Annotated in this window: 16 protein-coding genes; 7 read left to right on the top strand and 9 right to left on the bottom strand. The window is 73.3% G+C overall.

Annotated features, from left to right (window positions below):
• Window positions 1–48 precede the first annotated feature (48 nt).
• Together H9623_RS03685 and H9623_RS03680 are read left to right on the top strand one after the other, a co-directional pair.
• On the top strand, window positions 49–747 hold the full coding sequence (locus tag H9623_RS03685; RefSeq protein ID WP_193718710.1) for an exonuclease domain-containing protein: 699 nt from the start codon (window positions 49–51) through the stop codon (window positions 745–747).
• 145 nt (window positions 748–892) lie between these two features.
• Window positions 893–2,434 (top strand): UDP-N-acetylglucosamine 1-carboxyvinyltransferase, encoded by a 1,542-nt coding sequence (locus H9623_RS03680; protein WP_227748104.1) that lies wholly within the window; start codon window positions 893–895, stop codon window positions 2,432–2,434.
• Between the two features lie 134 nt (window positions 2,435–2,568).
• On the opposite strand, the gene guaB is transcribed toward H9623_RS03680, so the two are convergent.
• Window positions 2,569–4,092, bottom strand: coding sequence for an IMP dehydrogenase (guaB, locus tag H9623_RS03675; RefSeq protein ID WP_193718709.1), 1,524 nt, complete (start codon window positions 4,090–4,092; stop codon window positions 2,569–2,571).
• A gap of 83 nt (window positions 4,093–4,175) precedes the next feature.
• Window positions 4,176–5,288 carry a MerR family transcriptional regulator gene (locus tag H9623_RS03670; protein WP_193718708.1) on the bottom strand — a complete coding sequence of 371 codons (1,113 nt, stop codon included), beginning with the start codon at window positions 5,286–5,288 and terminating at the stop codon, window positions 4,176–4,178.
• 211 nt (window positions 5,289–5,499) lie between these two features.
• On the opposite strand from H9623_RS03670, the gene H9623_RS03665 reads away from it, so the two are divergent.
• The gene (locus tag H9623_RS03665; protein WP_030151886.1) at window positions 5,500–5,787 is read left to right on the top strand and encodes a WhiB family transcriptional regulator; all 288 of its coding nucleotides are present in this window, start codon (window positions 5,500–5,502) and stop codon (window positions 5,785–5,787) included.
• 281 nt (window positions 5,788–6,068) lie between these two features.
• On the opposite strand, the gene groES is transcribed toward H9623_RS03665, so the two are convergent.
• Window positions 6,069–6,365 (bottom strand): co-chaperone GroES, encoded by a 297-nt coding sequence (gene groES, locus H9623_RS03660; protein ID WP_056653879.1) that lies wholly within the window; start codon window positions 6,363–6,365, stop codon window positions 6,069–6,071.
• A gap of 204 nt (window positions 6,366–6,569) precedes the next feature.
• On the opposite strand from groES, the gene H9623_RS03655 reads away from it, so the two are divergent.
• The 3 genes from H9623_RS03655 (at window position 6,570) to H9623_RS03645 (ending at window position 9,927) form a co-directional block, all read left to right on the top strand.
• Complete coding sequence (locus tag H9623_RS03655) at window positions 6,570–7,868, top strand: class I SAM-dependent methyltransferase (RefSeq protein WP_193718707.1); 1,299 nt, start codon at window positions 6,570–6,572, stop codon at window positions 7,866–7,868.
• Window positions 7,869–7,871: 3 nt separating this feature from the next.
• The gene (locus tag H9623_RS03650) at window positions 7,872–9,008 is read left to right on the top strand and encodes a glutamate--cysteine ligase (protein ID WP_193718706.1); all 1,137 of its coding nucleotides are present in this window, start codon (window positions 7,872–7,874) and stop codon (window positions 9,006–9,008) included.
• A gap of 169 nt (window positions 9,009–9,177) precedes the next feature.
• Window positions 9,178–9,927, top strand: coding sequence for a class I SAM-dependent methyltransferase (locus H9623_RS03645; protein WP_193718705.1), 750 nt, complete (start codon window positions 9,178–9,180; stop codon window positions 9,925–9,927).
• 30 nt (window positions 9,928–9,957) lie between these two features.
• On the opposite strand, the gene tsaD is transcribed toward H9623_RS03645, so the two are convergent.
• Window positions 9,958–11,028, bottom strand: a complete 1,071-nt coding sequence (tsaD, locus tag H9623_RS03640) for a tRNA (adenosine(37)-N6)-threonylcarbamoyltransferase complex transferase subunit TsaD (protein ID WP_193718704.1) — start codon at window positions 11,026–11,028, stop codon at window positions 9,958–9,960.
• Window positions 11,029–11,195: 167 nt separating this feature from the next.
• On the opposite strand from tsaD, the gene H9623_RS03635 reads away from it, so the two are divergent.
• On the top strand, window positions 11,196–11,837 hold the full coding sequence (locus H9623_RS03635) for a malonic semialdehyde reductase (protein WP_193718703.1): 642 nt from the start codon (window positions 11,196–11,198) through the stop codon (window positions 11,835–11,837).
• Between the two features lie 53 nt (window positions 11,838–11,890).
• Here the strand turns inward: H9623_RS03635 and H9623_RS03630 are convergent, their stop codons facing one another.
• From H9623_RS03630 to alr, 5 genes are read right to left on the bottom strand one after another with little or no spacing between them, the layout of a single operon-like run.
• Window positions 11,891–12,745, bottom strand: coding sequence for a sulfurtransferase (locus tag H9623_RS03630; protein ID WP_193718702.1), 855 nt, complete (start codon window positions 12,743–12,745; stop codon window positions 11,891–11,893).
• Window positions 12,742–13,302 (bottom strand): ribosomal protein S18-alanine N-acetyltransferase, encoded by a 561-nt coding sequence (rimI, locus tag H9623_RS03625; RefSeq protein WP_193718701.1) that lies wholly within the window; start codon window positions 13,300–13,302, stop codon window positions 12,742–12,744. Before rimI ends, H9623_RS03630 begins: the two co-directional genes overlap by 4 nt.
• Window positions 13,299–14,033, bottom strand: a complete 735-nt coding sequence (tsaB, locus tag H9623_RS03620) for a tRNA (adenosine(37)-N6)-threonylcarbamoyltransferase complex dimerization subunit type 1 TsaB (RefSeq protein WP_193718700.1) — start codon at window positions 14,031–14,033, stop codon at window positions 13,299–13,301. The genes rimI and tsaB overlap by 4 nt, the downstream gene beginning before the upstream one ends.
• A 9-nt stretch (window positions 14,034–14,042) precedes the next feature.
• Window positions 14,043–14,714: a tRNA (adenosine(37)-N6)-threonylcarbamoyltransferase complex ATPase subunit type 1 TsaE gene (gene tsaE / locus H9623_RS03615; RefSeq protein ID WP_193718699.1), complete on the bottom strand. Its 672-nt coding sequence runs from the start codon at window positions 14,712–14,714 to the stop codon at window positions 14,043–14,045.
• Window positions 14,711–16,024: an alanine racemase gene (gene alr / locus H9623_RS03610; protein ID WP_321575275.1), complete on the bottom strand. Its 1,314-nt coding sequence runs from the start codon at window positions 16,022–16,024 to the stop codon at window positions 14,711–14,713. Before alr ends, tsaE begins: the two co-directional genes overlap by 4 nt.
• Window positions 16,025–16,091: the final 67 nt, after the last annotated feature.

Below are 16,091 nucleotides of genomic sequence, written 5' to 3'. Positions count from 1 at the left end.
GCGAGCGCAGCCGGGCCGGCCCGCAGGACGACTGCGAGGAGCACGACGATGAGCTGGACCACCGGACCCCTGCTGGGCTTCGACACCGAGACCACCGGGGTCGACGTCACGAACGACCGCATCGTGACGGCGGCCCTCGTCCGGCGCGTCCCGGGCGAGAGCACGGAGGTGCGGACGTGGCTCATCGACCCCGGCGTCCCCATCCCCGAGGAGGCCGCCGCGATCCACGGCATCTCGACCGAGCACGCGGTCGCGCACGGCGTGGCCCCTGGCCCGGCCCTCGAGGAGATCGCCGCGCTCATCGCCGCCGACCTCGCGATCGGCGTCCCGGTCGTCGCGTTCAACGCGGCCTTCGACCTGTCCCTGCTCGACGCCGAGCTGGCGCGGCACGCGCTCCCCACCCTGGCTGCTCGCCTGGGCCGCGAGGTCACCCCCGTGATCGACCCGCTGGTCCTCGACCGCTCGCTGGACCGCTTCCGCAAGGGCAAGCGCAAGCTCGGCGACCTGTGCGCGCACTACGGCGTCCTCGACAGCGGCAACCTCCACACGGCGGACGTCGACGTGCTCGCGACGCTCGACGTGCTCGAGGCCATGACCCGCGCGTTCCCGGAGATCGCCGCGCAGGACCTGGACGCGCTGCACCGCCGGCAGATCCATGCCCACCGGGCCTGGGCGGAGAACTTCAACAGCTGGCGCGCGGGCCAGGGGTACGTGGGCGCCGGGGCCAGCACCGCCTGGCCCTCCTGAGCCGCGGCGGCGACCCCCCCGCGCGGCCGCGTCGACCACCGGAGAACTCATAGAACATATGGGGCGCCCGTGATGATCCCGTGAAGCCCGCCCAGCGACCCAGGATCGTCGCGCCTTTATCTCATCCATGAGTTATCGTCGGCTCATGACCATGGTCGACGAAGCACCCCAGCACCTCGCACAGGTCGCCGCGCTCATCCGCGGCGCGCGTCAGAACAAGGGCCTCACCCAGGCCCAGCTCGCCGAACGCCTCGGGACGAGCCAGAGCGCGATCCACCGGATCGAGCAGGGTTCCCAGAACGTGAGCCTCGACATGCTCGCCCGGATCAGCGCCGCCCTCGACTCCGAGATCATCACGTTCGGCGCCCCCAAGCACTCGCACCTGCGTGTGAGCGGCGGTCACGAGCTCTCCGGACGCATCGAGGTCAACTCCTCGAAGAACGGGGCCGTGGCCCTCCTGTGCGCCTCGCTCCTCAACCGTGGGCGCACCACCCTGCGCCGCGTCGCGCGCATCGTCGAGGTCGACCGCATCGTCGACGTCCTGCGCAGCATCGGCGTCCAGGCCACGTGGTCGCCCGACGGCCGCGACCTCGAGATCGTCGTCCCCGAGCACCTCGACCTCGCCTCGATCGACGTCGACGCCGCCCGCCGGACCCGCTCGATCATCATGTTCCTCGGCCCGCTCCTGGGACTCGAGAGCGAGTTCTCGCTCCCCTACGCCGGAGGCTGCGACCTGGGCACCCGGACCGTCGAACCCCACATGATCGCGCTGCGCCCGTTCGGCCTGTCCGTGACCGCGGCCTCCGGCAACTACGAGGCCACCGTCGCCGGGCCGGGCACCGAAGACCTGCGGGTCGTCCTCACCGAGCGCGGCGACACGGTGACCGAGAACGCGATCATGGCCGCCGCGTCGCGCGACGGCGTGACCACGATCCGCAACGCGAGCCCCAACTACATGGTCCAGGACCTCTGCTTCTACCTGGAGCTGCTGGGCGTCCGCATCGAGGGCATCGGCACGACGACCCTGCGGATCCACGGGCGCACCGACATCGACGCCGACGTCGAGTACGCGGTGTCCGAGGACCCCGTCGAGGCCATGAGCCTGCTGACCGCGGGCATCGTCACGAACTCCGAGATCACGGTCGCGCGCGTGCCGATCGAGTTCATGGAGATCGAGCTCGCGACCCTCTCCGAGATGGGCCTGCGCTACTCGCTCACCCCGGAGTACCTGGCCCTCAACGGCCGGACGCGGCTGGTCGACGTGACGGTCCACCCGAGCGAGCTGCACGCCCCGATCGACAAGATCCACCCCATGCCGTTCCCCGGGCTCAACATCGACAACCTGCCGTTCTTCGCCGTGATCGCGGCGTGCGCGAGCGGTCACACGCTCATCCACGACTGGGTGTACGAGGGCCGGGCCATCCACCTGACGGACCTCACCAGGCTCGGCGCCGACGTCCGGCTGCTCGACTCGCACCGCCTGGACATCACGGGCCCGACCCGCTGGTCCGGCGCCGAGGTGAGCTGCCCGCCCGCGCTGCGCCCCGCCGTCGTGATCCTCCTCGCGATGCTCGCCGCCAAGGGCACCTCGGTGCTGCGCAACGTCGACATCATCTCGCGCGGCTACGAGCAGCTCCAGGAGCGGCTCATCGAGCTCGGCGCGCGGATCGAGACCTTCCGCGACTGAGCCGCCCCGCACGCACGACGGACGGGCGGGGCCCCCCCGGGGGGGCCGCCCGGCCGGGGGGCCCCCCCCGGGGGGCCCCGCCCGTCCTGCCGTCCCCGCCCACCGCGGCCCGTGGGGCCCGGGCGGGTGGGTCGTCAGCGTCCCGTGTAGTTGGGCGCCTCGACCGTCATCTGGATGTCGTGCGGGTGCGACTCCTTGAGCCCTGCCGGCGTGATGCGCACGAACTTCCCGCGCTCCTGGAGCTGGGGGATGGTGTGCGCGCCGACGTAGAACATCGACTGGTGCAGGCCGCCGACGAGCTGGTGGGCGACCGCGCCGAGCGGGCCACGGTAGGGCACCTGGCCCTCGATGCCCTCGGGCACGATCTTGTCGTCGCTCGCGACGTCGGCCTGGAAGTAGCGGTCCTTGGAGTAGGACGCCTTCTTGCCGCGCGAGGCCATGGCCCCGATCGAGCCCATGCCGCGGTAGAGCTTGTACTGCTTGCCGTTGACGAACACGAGGTCGCCGGGGCTCTCGTCGCAGCCCGCGAGGAGCGACCCGAGCATGACCGTGTCCGCCCCCGCGACGAGCGCCTTGGCGATGTCACCCGAGTACTGCAGCCCGCCGTCGCCGATGACCGGGACCCCTGCCGGGCGGCACGCGAGCGAGGCCTCGTAGATCGCGGTGACCTGCGGGACACCGACACCCGCGACGACGCGCGTGGTGCAGATCGAGCCCGGCCCGACGCCGACCTTGACGCCGTCCGCGCCCGCGTCGACGAGCGCCTGCGCGCCCGCGCGGGTCGCGACGTTGCCACCGATGACCTGCACGTCCTTGAACGCCGGGTCGGCCTTGAGCTTGCGGATCATGTCGAGCAGAAGACGGGCGTGGCCGTTGGCCGTGTCCGCGACCAGGACGTCGACCCCGGCCTCCGCGAGCGCGGTCGCGCGCGTCCAGGCGTCACCGAAGAAGCCGATCGCGGCACCGACACGCAGGCGCCCCTCGGCGTCCTTGGTCGCGCCGGGGTACTGCTCGGTCTTGACGAAGTCCTTGACCGTGATCAGACCACCCAGACGGCCCTGTGCGTCGATGAGCGGCAGCTTCTCGATCTTGTGCTTGGCGAGCAGCGCCGCGGCGTCGTCGCGCGCGATGCCGATCGGCGCCGTCACGAGAGGCATGGGCGTCATGATCTCGAACACGCGCCGCTCGGCGAAGTCCGCGGGGTTGACGAACCGCAGGTCCCTGTTCGTGATGATGCCGACGAGCTTGCCGTCGGGCTCGACGACCGGCAGACCCGACACCCGGTACTGGCCGCACAACGCGTCGAGCTCGGCGAGCGTGGCCTCGGGGCCGACCGTGACCGGGTCGGTGATCATCCCGGACTCCGAGCGCTTGACCAGGTCGACCTCCTTGGCCTGCGCCTCGATCGACAGGTTGCGGTGGATGATGCCGATCCCGCCCTGGCGGGCCATCGCGATCGCCATGCGCGACTCGGTCACGGTGTCCATCGCGGCGGAGAGCAGCGGTGCGGACATGGTGATCTCACGCGTCAGGCGAGCGGTCGTGTCGACCTCGCTCGGGATGACGTCCGTCTCGTTCGGTAGCAGGAGGACGTCGTCGTACGTCAGTCCGGTGAAGCCGAAGGGGTCGTGTGCGGGGGCTGCGAGAGAGTCGGTCACATCAAGATTCTACGCTGAGCGCCCCTGGCGTATTCCCGGCCGTCCCGCCCTCGGGACGGCCGGGAACCCCGGCGTGGCGCGCGTCACCGTACGACGGCGAGGGCCTCGTGGAGGAGTCCGGGGAAGCTGCGCACCCGCTGGACGGTCGAGGCGAACGGCAGGCCGGCGGCGGCCTCGTCGCTCGCGAGCCCCACGAAGATCGGCAGGTCCGGGTTGGCCTCGTGGAGCGTGTGCACGACGTCGAGGACCGGCTTGGGCTGCATGGTCACCACGGCGACGGCCGCGGGGCGGACCATGGTGACGAGCTCGAGCGAACGGTGCGCGGTGGCCGAGCCCGTGACGATGCGCGCCATGACGCCCTGGGCGCCGAGGGCTGCCGCCAGGGCGTGCGCCGCGAGCGGCACCTGCTCACCGGGAGCGGCGAAGATCAGGACGATGCGTCGCATCCGGCTCGGGTGGTTGGGGGGCGGGCCGCCGCCTGCGACGAGCGCCTCCTCCGAGTGCTGGGTGTACTCGCGCAGCGCGGCCAGGGTCGCGTTGCTGAACACGACCTCCGGCATCTCCCCCGGCGACGCGAGGAAGGTGCGCTCGGCGATCCGGTGCAGCGCGGGCTCGACGAGCGTGGACCACCACTGCCCGGGGTCCGTCCCGGGCGCGATCCGCAGGAGCTGGTCGCACCGCTTCTGGTCGAACGCGATCGCGGCGTCGACGACGTCGGACACGCTCGTCGGGCGCGGCGCCCCCAGCGGTGCGGGCTCGTCGCCCGCGCCCCGCGGCACCGAGCGCAGGAGGCGGACTCCCGCTGCCGGGCTCTCCTCCGCGGGCCCGGGGTCGGCCGCCGGCTGGTCGGGGACGCCCTCGTCGACCTCGTCGGCGCCGTCGTCCTCGACCTCTGTCTCGAGGGCCAGGTCCGACTCGTCGGCGTCGAGGGCTGCGCGCGCGGCATCGACCGGGGCGACCCCCTCGAGGGTCAGGCGGCGCATGATGACGAGCCGCGCGACGTCGTCGGCGGTGTAGCGCCGGTGCGAGCCGGCGGTGTGCTCGGAGGGCCCGAGACCGTACCGACGGTCCCAGGTGCGGAGGGTGGCCGGGGCGACGCCCAGCCTCTTGGCGACAGCCGCGACGGCGAGAGCGGGTGCCTCGGTCGCCTTCCGTCGGGGCCCGCCGGGGTTCGGGGCGGACCGGAGTGAATTCATGCACCCGATTCTGCCGATCGGGTCAGCCGCTCGCCACTTCGGGCGCGGCGTGTCTCAGTCCGTGATGCGCTGACGCGATGAACCACCCGCCAGAAACCGCCACTTCGCGCCAGCAGGCGGGCAAAACGATGCAGACCGCCAGCAACCGGTTCACAAACTCGAACCCGTCAGCCACTTGAACAACTTCTGCAACGCTTGTAGGTTGTCCTGCATGACAGAGATCTCGAGGCTCCCCGGACCGGTCATGGAACTGTGGGAATGGCAGTACCAGGGCTCGTGCCGCGACCAGGACGACACCCTGTTCTTCCACCCGGAGGGCGAGCGAGGCTCCACCCGACGACGACGGGCCGAGGCCGCCAAGGCGATCTGCGCCTCGTGCCCGGTCATGATGCAGTGCCGCGAGCAGTCCCTGAAGGTGCGCGAGCCCTACGGCGTGTGGGGCGGCCTCAGCGAGGACGAGCGCGCCGCCATCCTGGCCGGGGTCGCCAAGACCGGCTGATCGGCGCCCGCCCGGGCAGCCTCCCCGCCGCACCGGTCCGGTCGCACCAGTCCGGTCGCACCAGTCCGGTCGCACAGGTCCACCGGACCGCGAGCACGACGTCCGCACCACCCGCGCACGGCCCACCACCCGCGCACAGCCCACGCAAGCGCCCGCCCGGCGCCCGCGCCGACCTCGAGATCCGGCCGGCGCCGGACATGACGAAGGGCCCCGCAACCATGACGGTTGCGGGGCCCTTCGTCACCAGCAGAGCTGCTGGACGTCAGCCTCTGACCAGAGGGTCAGGCGACGACCACGGCGAGGATGTCGCGCGCGGAGAGCACCAGGTACTCCTGGCCCCCGTACTTGACCTCGGTGCCGCCGTACTTGCTGTAGATGACCTTGTCGCCGACGACGACGTCCAGGGGGACGCGGTTGCCGTTGTCGTCGATACGACCCGGACCAACGGCCAGGACCTCGCCCTCCTGGGGCTTCTCCTTGGCGGTGTCCGGGATGACCAGGCCGGATGCGGTCGTGGTCTCGGCCTCGAGGGCCTTCACGACGATCCGGTCCTCGAGCGGCTTGATGGGGACCGACACGTCGGACCTCCGTTTCGCTGTGAGAACTGCAACGGTTGGGGTGTCGAGCGCTGCCTGCCGTCCGTCGTCGCGGGTGCCGGACCGGTGGGTATCGCTCTCGTCGCCCGCACCCGAGGGTGCGAACGACCTACGCTCAATCTAGGTCCGCATTAGCACTCGGTCAAGGCGAGTGCCAACGACGGCCGGGCGTGGAAAGATCGACGCATGGACGCCTCGGCACTGACCAAGCTGCTCAGCCCGGCGGGATGGTCGCTCCTGAGCGCGCTCCCGCCCTACGACGAGAGCCAGGCCATGGTGCTCGCGACAGGGCTGCGGGCCAAGGGCGTGGACCCCGAGCTCGCCGCGGCCGCCCTCACCCAGTCGCGGCTGCGCGCCAAGGCCCACCTCAAGTTCGACGCGTTCGCGGACGGCATGCTCTTCACCCAGGACGGCCTGGAGCAGGCGACCCGCCTCGTGGTCGCGGCCCACCACGCCCAGCGTTACCACGCGGCCGGGGTGACCAAGGTGGCCGACCTCACGTGCGGCATCGGTGCCGACTCCATGACGTTCGCCGGCACGGGGCTGCAGGTCCTCGCGACGGACATCGACGAGGTCACGGCGTCGATCGCGACGGTCAACCTCCGTCACTTCCCCGAGGCCGAGGTGCGCCACGCCGACGGCCTGAGCATCGACCTGGTCGCCGAGGGCGTCGACGGCGTGTTCGCCGACCCCGCGCGCCGCACGCGCTCGGGCACGCGCATCTTCGACCCGCGCTCGTACGCTCCCCCGCTCGACGACGTGTGGGCGCTGCGCTCGGTCGTCCCCGCCGTCGGGATCAAGGTCGGCCCCGGCATCCCGCACGCGGGCCTGCCCACCGACGCCGAGACCCAGTGGGTCTCGGTCGACGGGGACGTCGTCGAGGCCGCGCTGTGGTTCGGCCCTCTCGCCCCCGACGGGCCCGGGCGCACGGCCCTCGTGCTGCGCACCACGACCGACGAGGACGGCAACCGGCGCACGGCGTCCCGCACCCTGCGCCACGACCAGGGCGACGACGAGCCCACCCCGGACGTGGGCGCCGTCGGGCAGTACCTGTACGAGCCCGACGGCGCGATCATCCGCGCCGGGCTCGTGGCCCACGCCGCCGCCGAGCTCGGCGGGCGGCTCCTCGACCGGACCATCGCGTACGTCACGACCGACCACCCCGCACCGCGCGCGGCGGTCGGCAGCGCCGACAGTGCTGATCTCGCGACCGGGTACCGCGTCCTGGACGTCATGCCGTTCAGCCTCAAGAGGCTCAAGGCGTACCTGCGCGAGCGGGGCGTCGGACGCCTGACCATCAAGAAGCGGGGCACGGCCGTGGTGCCCGAGCAGCTCCGCAAGCAGCTCGACCTGCGCGGCACCGCGGAGGCCACCGTCGTCCTGACCCGGGTCGGCGGCTCGCAGCAGGTCCTGGTCGTCGAACCGTTGACCCGGCCCGACGGGACGAGCATCCTGGACTCCTCCACGTCTCCCGAGAAGGACTGATCGGTGCACCTTCCCTTCGCCCGGTCCGAGCGCTCGTCCGTCGGCATCGAGTGGGAGCTCGCGCTCGTCGACAAGGACTCGGGCGACCTGCGCCAGGTCGCGCAGACGGTCCTGGACGCGGTCGAGCCCACCGACGGCTCGCAGCACCCGCACATCCGCCAGGAGCTGCTCCTCAACACGGTCGAGGTCGTGAGCGGCGTGTGCCGCACGGTCGGCGACGCGGGCCGTGACCTCGAGGCCGCGATCGAGGAGATCCGCGTCCTGACGGACCCGCTGCGCGTCGAGCTCATGAGCGCGGGCACGCACCCGTTCGCGCGCTGGGCCCAGCAGAAGGTCACCGACAAGGAGCGCTACGCGACCCTCATCGACCGCACCCAGTGGTGGGGGCGGCAGATGCTCATCTACGGCGTGCACGTGCACGTCGGGATCGAGGACCGCGCCAAGGTCCTGCCCATCTCGCGCGCGATGCTCGGGTACTTCGCGCACCTGCAGTCGCTCTCGGCGTCGTCGCCGTTCTGGGGCGGCAAGGACACGGGCTACGCGTCCAACCGCGCGCTCATGTTCCAGCAGCTCCCGACCGCGGGTCTGGGTTTCCAGTTCGAGACGTGGGAGCAGCTCGAGGGCTACGTCGGCGACATGATGCACACGGGCGTGATCGACCAGTTCGACGAGGTCCGCTGGGACCTGCGCCCCTCGCCGCGCTTCGGGACGCTCGAGACGCGCATCTGCGACGGCGCGACCAACCTGACCGAGGTCCTGGCGCTCGCCGCGCTCAACCACTGCCTGGTCGAGCACCTGTCGACGCTGCTCGACCAGGGCAAGGAGCTCCCCACGATCCCGGCGTGGTTCGCGCAGGAGAACAAGTGGCGCTCGGCGCGCTACGGCATGGACGCGATCATCATCCTCGACCGGGCGGGCAACGAGGAGCTCGTGACCGAGGCCGTGAGCAAGCTGCTGGTCGAGCTCGAGCCGGTCGCGGCACGCCTCGGGTGCCTCGCCGAGCTCGACGACGTGCGCCTCATCCTGCGCCGGGGCGCGTCGTACCAGCGCCAGCGGGCCGTGGCGCGCCGCAACGGCGGCGAGCTGGACGCGGTGGTGCGGGCGCTGGTCGCGGAGATGCGGGCGGGTCGCCCGCTCTGACGTCCACCGGCCCGACGGCGGGGCGCGCGCCCGTGCTCTCGTGCCACCGTCCCGGCAGGCCGCTGGGTGGTCAGGCCGCCAGGTGGCCCGGGATCGTGGTCGCCGCGGCGGAGCCCCTTCCGCGCGGCGTTCCCGATAAAGTCTCGACCTCGCTGAGACCATGGGACGCATGGATCCTGCGGACTTCTACACGGGTATCGTCGCCGAGCTCTACGCTCCCCTGAAGTCCGGCTACGAGGATCCCGAGCGCTACGCGCGCTTCGTGCTCGACTCGGGCGAGCCCGCGCTCGAGCTGGGCTGCGGCGACGGGGACCCCCTGCTGGTCCTGCGCGCGCTCGACCTCGACGTCGAGGGTGTGGACTCGTCGGCGGACATGCTCGAGCGGTGCCGCACCCTCGCGGCCGTCCAGGGCCTCGACGTGACGCTCCACCACCAGCGCATGGAGTCCCTGGACCTCCCGCACACCTACCGCTCGATCTTCCTCGCGGGGCCGACGTTCTGCCTGCTGGCCGACGACGACACGGCCCTCGCCGCGTTGCGCGGCATCCGGTCGCACCTGACCGACGACGGCACCGCGCTCGTCCCGCTGTTCGTCCCGTCCCCGACACCCCCGGAGGCGGTCGGCAGCTTCCGCGAGACGACGCGCGAGGACGGCGCCCTCCTGCGGGTGGGGGTCGTGGCCGAGGAGCGCGACGAGGACGCGCGGACCCAGCACAGCGCGCTGCGCTACGAGCGGGTCGTCGACGGGGCGAGCACGGTCGAGGAGCGCCTCTGGACGATGCACTGGTACACCCAGCAGGCGTTCAGGGCGCTGGCCGCGGCGGCCGGCCTCGAGACGGTCGCGGTCCAGGACGAGGACGGCCACCACGTCGGGCCCGACGCGACCGAGTTCACGTTCGTGCTGCGCCCGGCGCGCTGAGCGGGCGCTGAGCGGGCGCTGCCCGCGGGCTCAGACCGAGACGGTCGTGAGCGGCATCGAGGAGTCGACGGGGATGTCCAGTCCCGACGGCGCCACGCCGGCCCGCACGACGGCGGACCCGAGCGCGGCGATCATCGCGCCGTTGTCCGTGCAGTAGCGGATGGGTGGGATGCGCAGGTCGATCCCGGCCTCGGCGCAGCGCTCGGCAGCCATGTCGCGCAGCTGCGAGTTGGCGCTGAACCCTCCGCCGACCACGAGGGTCTCGACGCCGTGCCGCTGGCAGGCCGCGATGGTCTTGGCCGTGAGGACGTCGGCGACGGCCTCCGCGAAGGACGCGGCGACGTCGGCCAGGGGGATCTCCTGACCGCTGTCGGTGCGCGCCTCGACCCACCGGGCCACGGCGGTCTTGAGTCCCGAGAACGAGAAGTCGTAGGCGTGCTTGTCCTGGTCCTTGCGGGCCGTGAGCCCGCGGGGGAAGCGGATCGCGGTCGGGTCGCCCTCGCGCGCGAGCCTGTCGATGTGCGGGCCGCCCGGGTAGGGCAGGCCCAGGAGCCGGCCGACCTTGTCGAAGGCCTCGCCCGCGGCGTCGTCGAGCGTCGAGCCGAGCTCGGTCACGTCCGTCGCGATGTCGTCGACGAGCAGGAGCGACGAGTGCCCTCCCGAGACCACGAGAGCCATGACGCGCTCGGGGAGCTCGCCGTGGACCAGCTCGTCGACCGCGGCGTGACCGATCACGTGGTTGACCCCGTAGAGCGGCTTGTTCAGACCGATCGACAGGGCCTTGGCGGCCGAGGCCCCGATCGTGAGCGGTCCCACGAGGCCCGGGCCGGCCGTGACGGCGATCGCGTCGACCTCGGACAGGTCGACGTCGGCCTCGCCCAGCGCGCGCTGGATCGTGGGGATCATGGCCTCGAGGTGGGCGCGGGAGGCGACCTCGGGGATGATGCCGCCGTAGCGGGCGTGCTCGTCCATCGAGCTCGCGACCGCGTCGACCAGGAGCTCGCGACCGCGCACGAGTGCCACGCCCGTCTCGTCGCAGGACGACTCGATCCCGAGGACGAGGGGCGCGCCGAGGGTGTCAGAGGAACCGCCAGAAACCATGGTTCCCAGCGTAGTCGCGCGGTGGGGGTCGTCGTGCAGCACGGGGGCGCGTCCTGGTGCTCCGGCCCCGCCTCGGCCGGGTGCCCACCGGGGCGTCCGACCAGGATGTGTCGCACGTCACCGCCCGGACGGGAAGGGTGATTGATCCTTCAACTGTTGACCGAGGCATGAGCACCGAGACCTTCACCCCCATCGACGCCGCCTTCGACGACCTGCTCGAGATCGACGCCTCGACCGCCGACCTCCTGTTCCGCGAGGCCCGCACCGTGCACGCGTTCGAGGACGAGGAAGTGCCCGACGAGAAGATCCAGGCCGCCTACGACCTGGTCCGCTGGGGCCCGACCGCCATGAACACCGTGCCGCTGCGCCTCCTCGTGGTCCGCGACCCCGAGGCCCGTGCGCGCCTCGTCGAGCACATGGCCGACGGCAACAAGGCCAAGACCCTGGCCGCGCCGCTGACCATCGTCGCCGCGGCCGACCCCAACTTCCACGAGTTCCTCCCGGTCCTCGCCCCGCACATGGAGGGCGCCAAGGAGAACTTCGAGGCCGCCGGCGAGGAGACGCGCCTGGGCATGTCCCGCACGTCCGCGCTGATCCAGGTCGGCTACTTCATCGTGGGCCTGCGGGCCGCCGGTCTGCACGTCGGTCCCATGGGCGGGTTCGACGCCGCGGGCATCGACGCCGAGTTCTTCGGCGAGAACGGCTGGAAGTCGCTCGTCGTCATCAACGTCGGCACCCCGGCCGGCGAGGGCGCGACCTACCCGCGCCAGACCCGCCTCACGTTCGACCAGGCGTCGCAGACGCTCTGACACCCACGGCCGCGGTCTCCCCGCGGCCGAGCACGACCCCGAGACCCGTCCGGTCAGGCCCCCGTGGCCACCGGGCGGGTCTCGTCGTTCGACCACTGCGACCACGATCCCGCGTACAGCGCGGCATCGACGCCGATCGTCGCGAGGGCGGCGACCTCGTGCGCCGCCGTGACCCCCGAGCCGCAGTACACCCCGACCTGCTGCGCGCCGTCGGAGCGCACCCCGAGCGCCGCGAACCGCTCGCGCAGCGCCGTCTCGTCGAGGAAGTGCCCGTCGGGCCCCAGGTTGCCGGTCGTGGGCGCGCTCACCGCGCCGGGCACGTGCCCCGCACGCGGGTCGACGGGCTCGACCTCCCCTCGGAAGCGCTCGCCCGCCCGGGCGTCCAACAGCAGCCCGCCGCCCGACGTCGCCAGGTGCGCCGCGTCGTCGGGCGTGAGCGTGGGGAGCCCGCCCGGCGACAGCACGACGTCCCCCGGGACCGGGACGACCTCTCCCGCCTCGAGGGGGAAGCCCGCGCCGGTCCAGGCGTCGATCCCGCCGTCGAGCAGGCGGACGTCCGTGAGCCCCGCCCAGCGCAGGAGCCACCAGGCGCGCGCGGCTGACGTTGCCCCCACCGCGTCGTACGCGACGACGCGAGAGCCGGAGCGCACTCCCCAGCGGCGCGCGGCCGCCTGGAGGTCGGCGAGGTCCGGCAGGGGGTGCCGCCCACGCGCGGGCGACGGCGGCCCGGCGAGCTCGGTCTCGAGGTCCACGAACACCGCGCCGGGCAGGTGACCCGCGAGGTACCGCTCGTGCCCGTCGCTCACGCCCAGGGCCCAGCGCACGTCGAGCAGGACCACGTCCCCGCCCGCTGCGAGCTCGTCGTGCAGCGCGCGCGCCGGGACGAGCACCGCGTCGCGAGGGCTCACGCGACGCCCGGCTCGCGGGGCAGGGTGCCGGCCGCGGGGCCGGTGGCCACGGCGTCCTCGGCTGCGGAGTCGTCCGTCAGCTCCAGGCGCATGGTGTACGCGTCCACGTCCTCGGGCTGGTAGTACCGCTTGCGGATGCCGAGCTGCTCGAACCCGAACTTGCCGTACATGGCCAGCGCCGCGTCGTTGTCGACCGCGACCTCGAGCAGGACCGCGCTCGCCCCGACCTGGCGCGAACGGTCGATCAACGCCGTCAGCAGCACCGACCCGATCCCCAGGTGGTGGTACCGCGGGTCCACGCCGATCGTCATGATCTGCGTGACCTCGCCGTCGAACCACAGCCCCGCGTACCCGACGAGCTCCTGCGGGCCCGCGGCGTAGATCCGGACGGGCTCGGCAGCGACGTACCACCGGCCCAGGGCACCCAGCTCGTCGGCGAGCATGCCGTACGTCCAGGCGCTCGGGCCGAACAGCTCCTGCTCGAGGCGCACGACGCGCGGCAGGTCCGCCGCGCGCAGCGGCCGCAGCTTGACCTCGTAGTGCGCGTGCGCGCTCACGCCCCGGCCGCCTTCCGGCTCGGGGCCGGGGGCGCGTCGGTCGCGCGCTTGCGCGCCGCGGGCTCCTGCACGTCGGGACGGCGCAGGTACAGCGGCTCGGTGGGCTGCTCGACGCCCGCGTCCCGGCGCGCGATCGCGAGCCGGGCCATGACCGTCGCGTCCGGCACCAGGGGCGCGTCCTCGGCGAGCGGCAGGTGCTCGGGGTACAGCGCCGCGCCCTCCCCCACGACCACGGCCCCCTCCGCCTGGTCGCTCAGCCCCGCCGCCGGGCCCACGTCCGGGCCCGCGACGAGCTCGACGACCGGCGTCGCGTGCGGCCCCTCGTGCGCGACCACCCGGTAGCGCGCCCAGTAGACCTCTCGGCGGCGTGCGTCAGCCGTCGCGAGGACCTCGTCACCCGGCGTGAGGCCCAGGTCGCTCACGGCCTGCGCCGCGATCGCGTCGAGCCCCGAGACGCCGAGGGCGGGGATGCCGAGTGCGAGCGCGAGCGTCCGCGCCGTCACGAGCCCGACGCGCAGCCCCGTGAACGGGGCCGGCCCCGTGCCGGCGACGACCGCGGTCAGCGCGGAACGGTCCACGCCGGCCTCGGCGAGCACCTCGCTGACGAGCGGGGCCAGGGTCTCGGCGTGGCGACGGCGCTCGTCCGCCGTGCGCACAGCGAGCCGTTCACCGCCGTCCCCGACGAGGGCGACCGCGACGGCGGCTGACGTATCGAGCGCGAGAACTGCCACGGTCCCAGCCTACTTTTCCGCGGCCGGGTTCGCGGCCAGGTCCTGCGCGCCCGGTCCGGCGTCGCCCAGGTCGGCTGCGGAGCCCGCCGCGGACGACGAGACCGCCGCACGCAGCGCGGAGGCGGCACGGTCGAAGTCGGCCCACCGGTCGCCCAGCGCCCGCACCGTCACGCGCCGGACACCCGCCTCGGGTGACTCGAGGTCGTCCGGGGCGGAGGCGTCGGCAGGCTGCTCGGCCTCGCCCGTGCCGTCGCGGTCGCCCGCGCCGCCGACCGTGGGTGCGTTGCCGCGCGGGCGCTCGATCGTGATCTCGAGCCGGTCCTCCGCGAGCGACTCGACGAGGTCCTGCCCCCACTCCACGACCGTGACCGACTCGTCGAGGCTCGCGTCGAGGTCCAGCGCCTCGACCTCGTCGAGCGACCCGAGCCGGTAGGCGTCGACGTGGACCAGGTACGGGCCGTCCGCGAGCGGCGGGTGGACGCGGGCGATGATGAACGTCGGCGACGCCACCTGACCACGGATCCCCAGTCCCGCGCCGATCCCCTGCGTCAGGGTCGTCTTGCCCGCGCCCAGGTCGCCCGTGAGCATCACGAGGTCGCCCGCGCGCAGCTCGCGCGCCAGCGCGAGACCGAACGCGCGGGTCGCGTCCGCGTCCGGCAGGTCGAAGGTCAGGTCGGTCATGACAGCCACTCCTGGTCGTGGTCTCGGTGGTCGTGGGGTGCGGCGGGGCCGGCGTGCCCGCGGGAGCCCGTCCCGCCCGAGGTTCCCGGAGCGCCCGGGGCGGGCTCCGCCGTCGGGCCGTCGGACGGACCGCCGACGTAGACGCGCGGGACGCGTGCCCCCAGCCTCGTCGTGATCTCGTAGCTGATGGTCCCGGCGGCCTGCGCCCAGTCCTCGGCGGTCGGTGCCCCGCCGCGCGCGAGCCCCGCTCCCGGGCCGAACAGCGTCACCACGTCGCCCGCCTGCTCGGCGGCGTACGGGCCCAGGTCCAGCACGAACTGGTCCATGCAGACGCGGCCCGCGACGTGCAGGACGCGGCCCGTGCCGTCGATCCCGCCCGCCTCGTCGATCGGGCCGCCGACCAGCACCGGTCCCCCGGGCCGCTCGGGCAGCGCGCCCGACGCGTGCCGCGGGATGCCGTCGGCATAGCCCAGGGGGACCACACCGAGGATCGTCGACCCGGGCGTCGTGTAGGCGTGCGCGTACGACACGCCCTGCCCCTCCGGGACGTGCTTGACGGTCGCGAGCTCGGCCTCGAGCGTCATGGCCGGGGTCAGGCCGTAGCGGTCGGGCGAGCCGAGCTGCGGCACGGGCGACAGGCCGTAGACCGCGAGGCCGGGACGCACCAGGTCGTAGTGCACGCGCGGGTTCGTGAGCGTCGCGGCGGAGTTCGCGAGGTGCCGCACCTCGAACCGGGCGCCGGCGGCCTCCGACGTGCGGACCGCCTCGTCGAAGACCTCTGCCTGGCGACGGACCGTGGGGTGGTCCGGCTCGTCGGCGAACGCGAAGTGCGACCAGACCCCGACCACGCGCAGCACGCCCTCGGCCTCGGCACGCAGCGCGGCGTCGAGCGCGGCGGGAAGCTGGTCGGGCAGGATCCCGTTGCGCCCCAGACCCGTGTCGACCTTGAGGTGGACGCGAGCCGGTCGGCCGGCGGCACGGGCCGCGGCGGCGGCCTCCTCGATCGCCCACGGAGAGGCCACCGAGACGTCCACGTCGGCCTCGACGAGCGCCCGGAGCGGCGCCCCCGGGGCGTAGAGCCACGTGAGGATGCGCGCCTGCTCCGGGCCGATGCCGGCCGCGCGCAGAGCGAGGGCCTCGGAGACCTGGGCCGTGCCCAGCCACGTCGCGCCGCCCGCGAGCGCCGCCCGGGCGCTCGGCAGCAGCCCGTGGCCGTACGCGTCGGCCTTGACGACGGCCATGACCTGGGCCGAGCCGGCGTGGTCCGCGAGGGACTCGACGTTGGAGCGGATCGCGCCCAGGTCGATCACCGCGCGGGCCGGGTAGTAGTCGCCGGGGCGCCGACCTGCCGCGGATCCGTGCGCGGCGTCGGCTGAG

Origin of the sequence: Oerskovia douganii (genome assembly GCF_015142735.1) — a bacterium.
Classification (GTDB): Bacteria; Actinomycetota; Actinomycetes; order Actinomycetales; family Cellulomonadaceae; genus Oerskovia; species Oerskovia douganii.
This window is presented reverse-complemented; position numbering and strand designations above follow the sequence as displayed.

Coding starts and splice junctions, on each gene's coding strand:
- H9623_RS03685 (WP_193718710.1), top strand. CDS start 49: ATGAGCTGGACCACCGGACCCCTGCTGGGCTTCGACACCGAGACCACC.
- H9623_RS03680 (WP_227748104.1), top strand. CDS start 893: ATGACCATGGTCGACGAAGCACCCCAGCACCTCGCACAGGTCGCCGCG.
- H9623_RS03670 (WP_193718708.1), bottom strand. CDS start 5,288: ATGAATTCACTCCGGTCCGCCCCGAACCCCGGCGGGCCCCGACGGAAG.
- H9623_RS03665 (WP_030151886.1), top strand. CDS start 5,500: ATGACAGAGATCTCGAGGCTCCCCGGACCGGTCATGGAACTGTGGGAA.
- H9623_RS03655 (WP_193718707.1), top strand. CDS start 6,570: ATGGACGCCTCGGCACTGACCAAGCTGCTCAGCCCGGCGGGATGGTCG.
- H9623_RS03645 (WP_193718705.1), top strand. CDS start 9,178: ATGGATCCTGCGGACTTCTACACGGGTATCGTCGCCGAGCTCTACGCT.
- tsaD (WP_193718704.1), bottom strand. CDS start 11,028: ATGGTTTCTGGCGGTTCCTCTGACACCCTCGGCGCGCCCCTCGTCCTC.
- H9623_RS03635 (WP_193718703.1), top strand. CDS start 11,196: ATGAGCACCGAGACCTTCACCCCCATCGACGCCGCCTTCGACGACCTG.
- tsaE (WP_193718699.1), bottom strand. CDS start 14,714: ATGACCGACCTGACCTTCGACCTGCCGGACGCGGACGCGACCCGCGCG.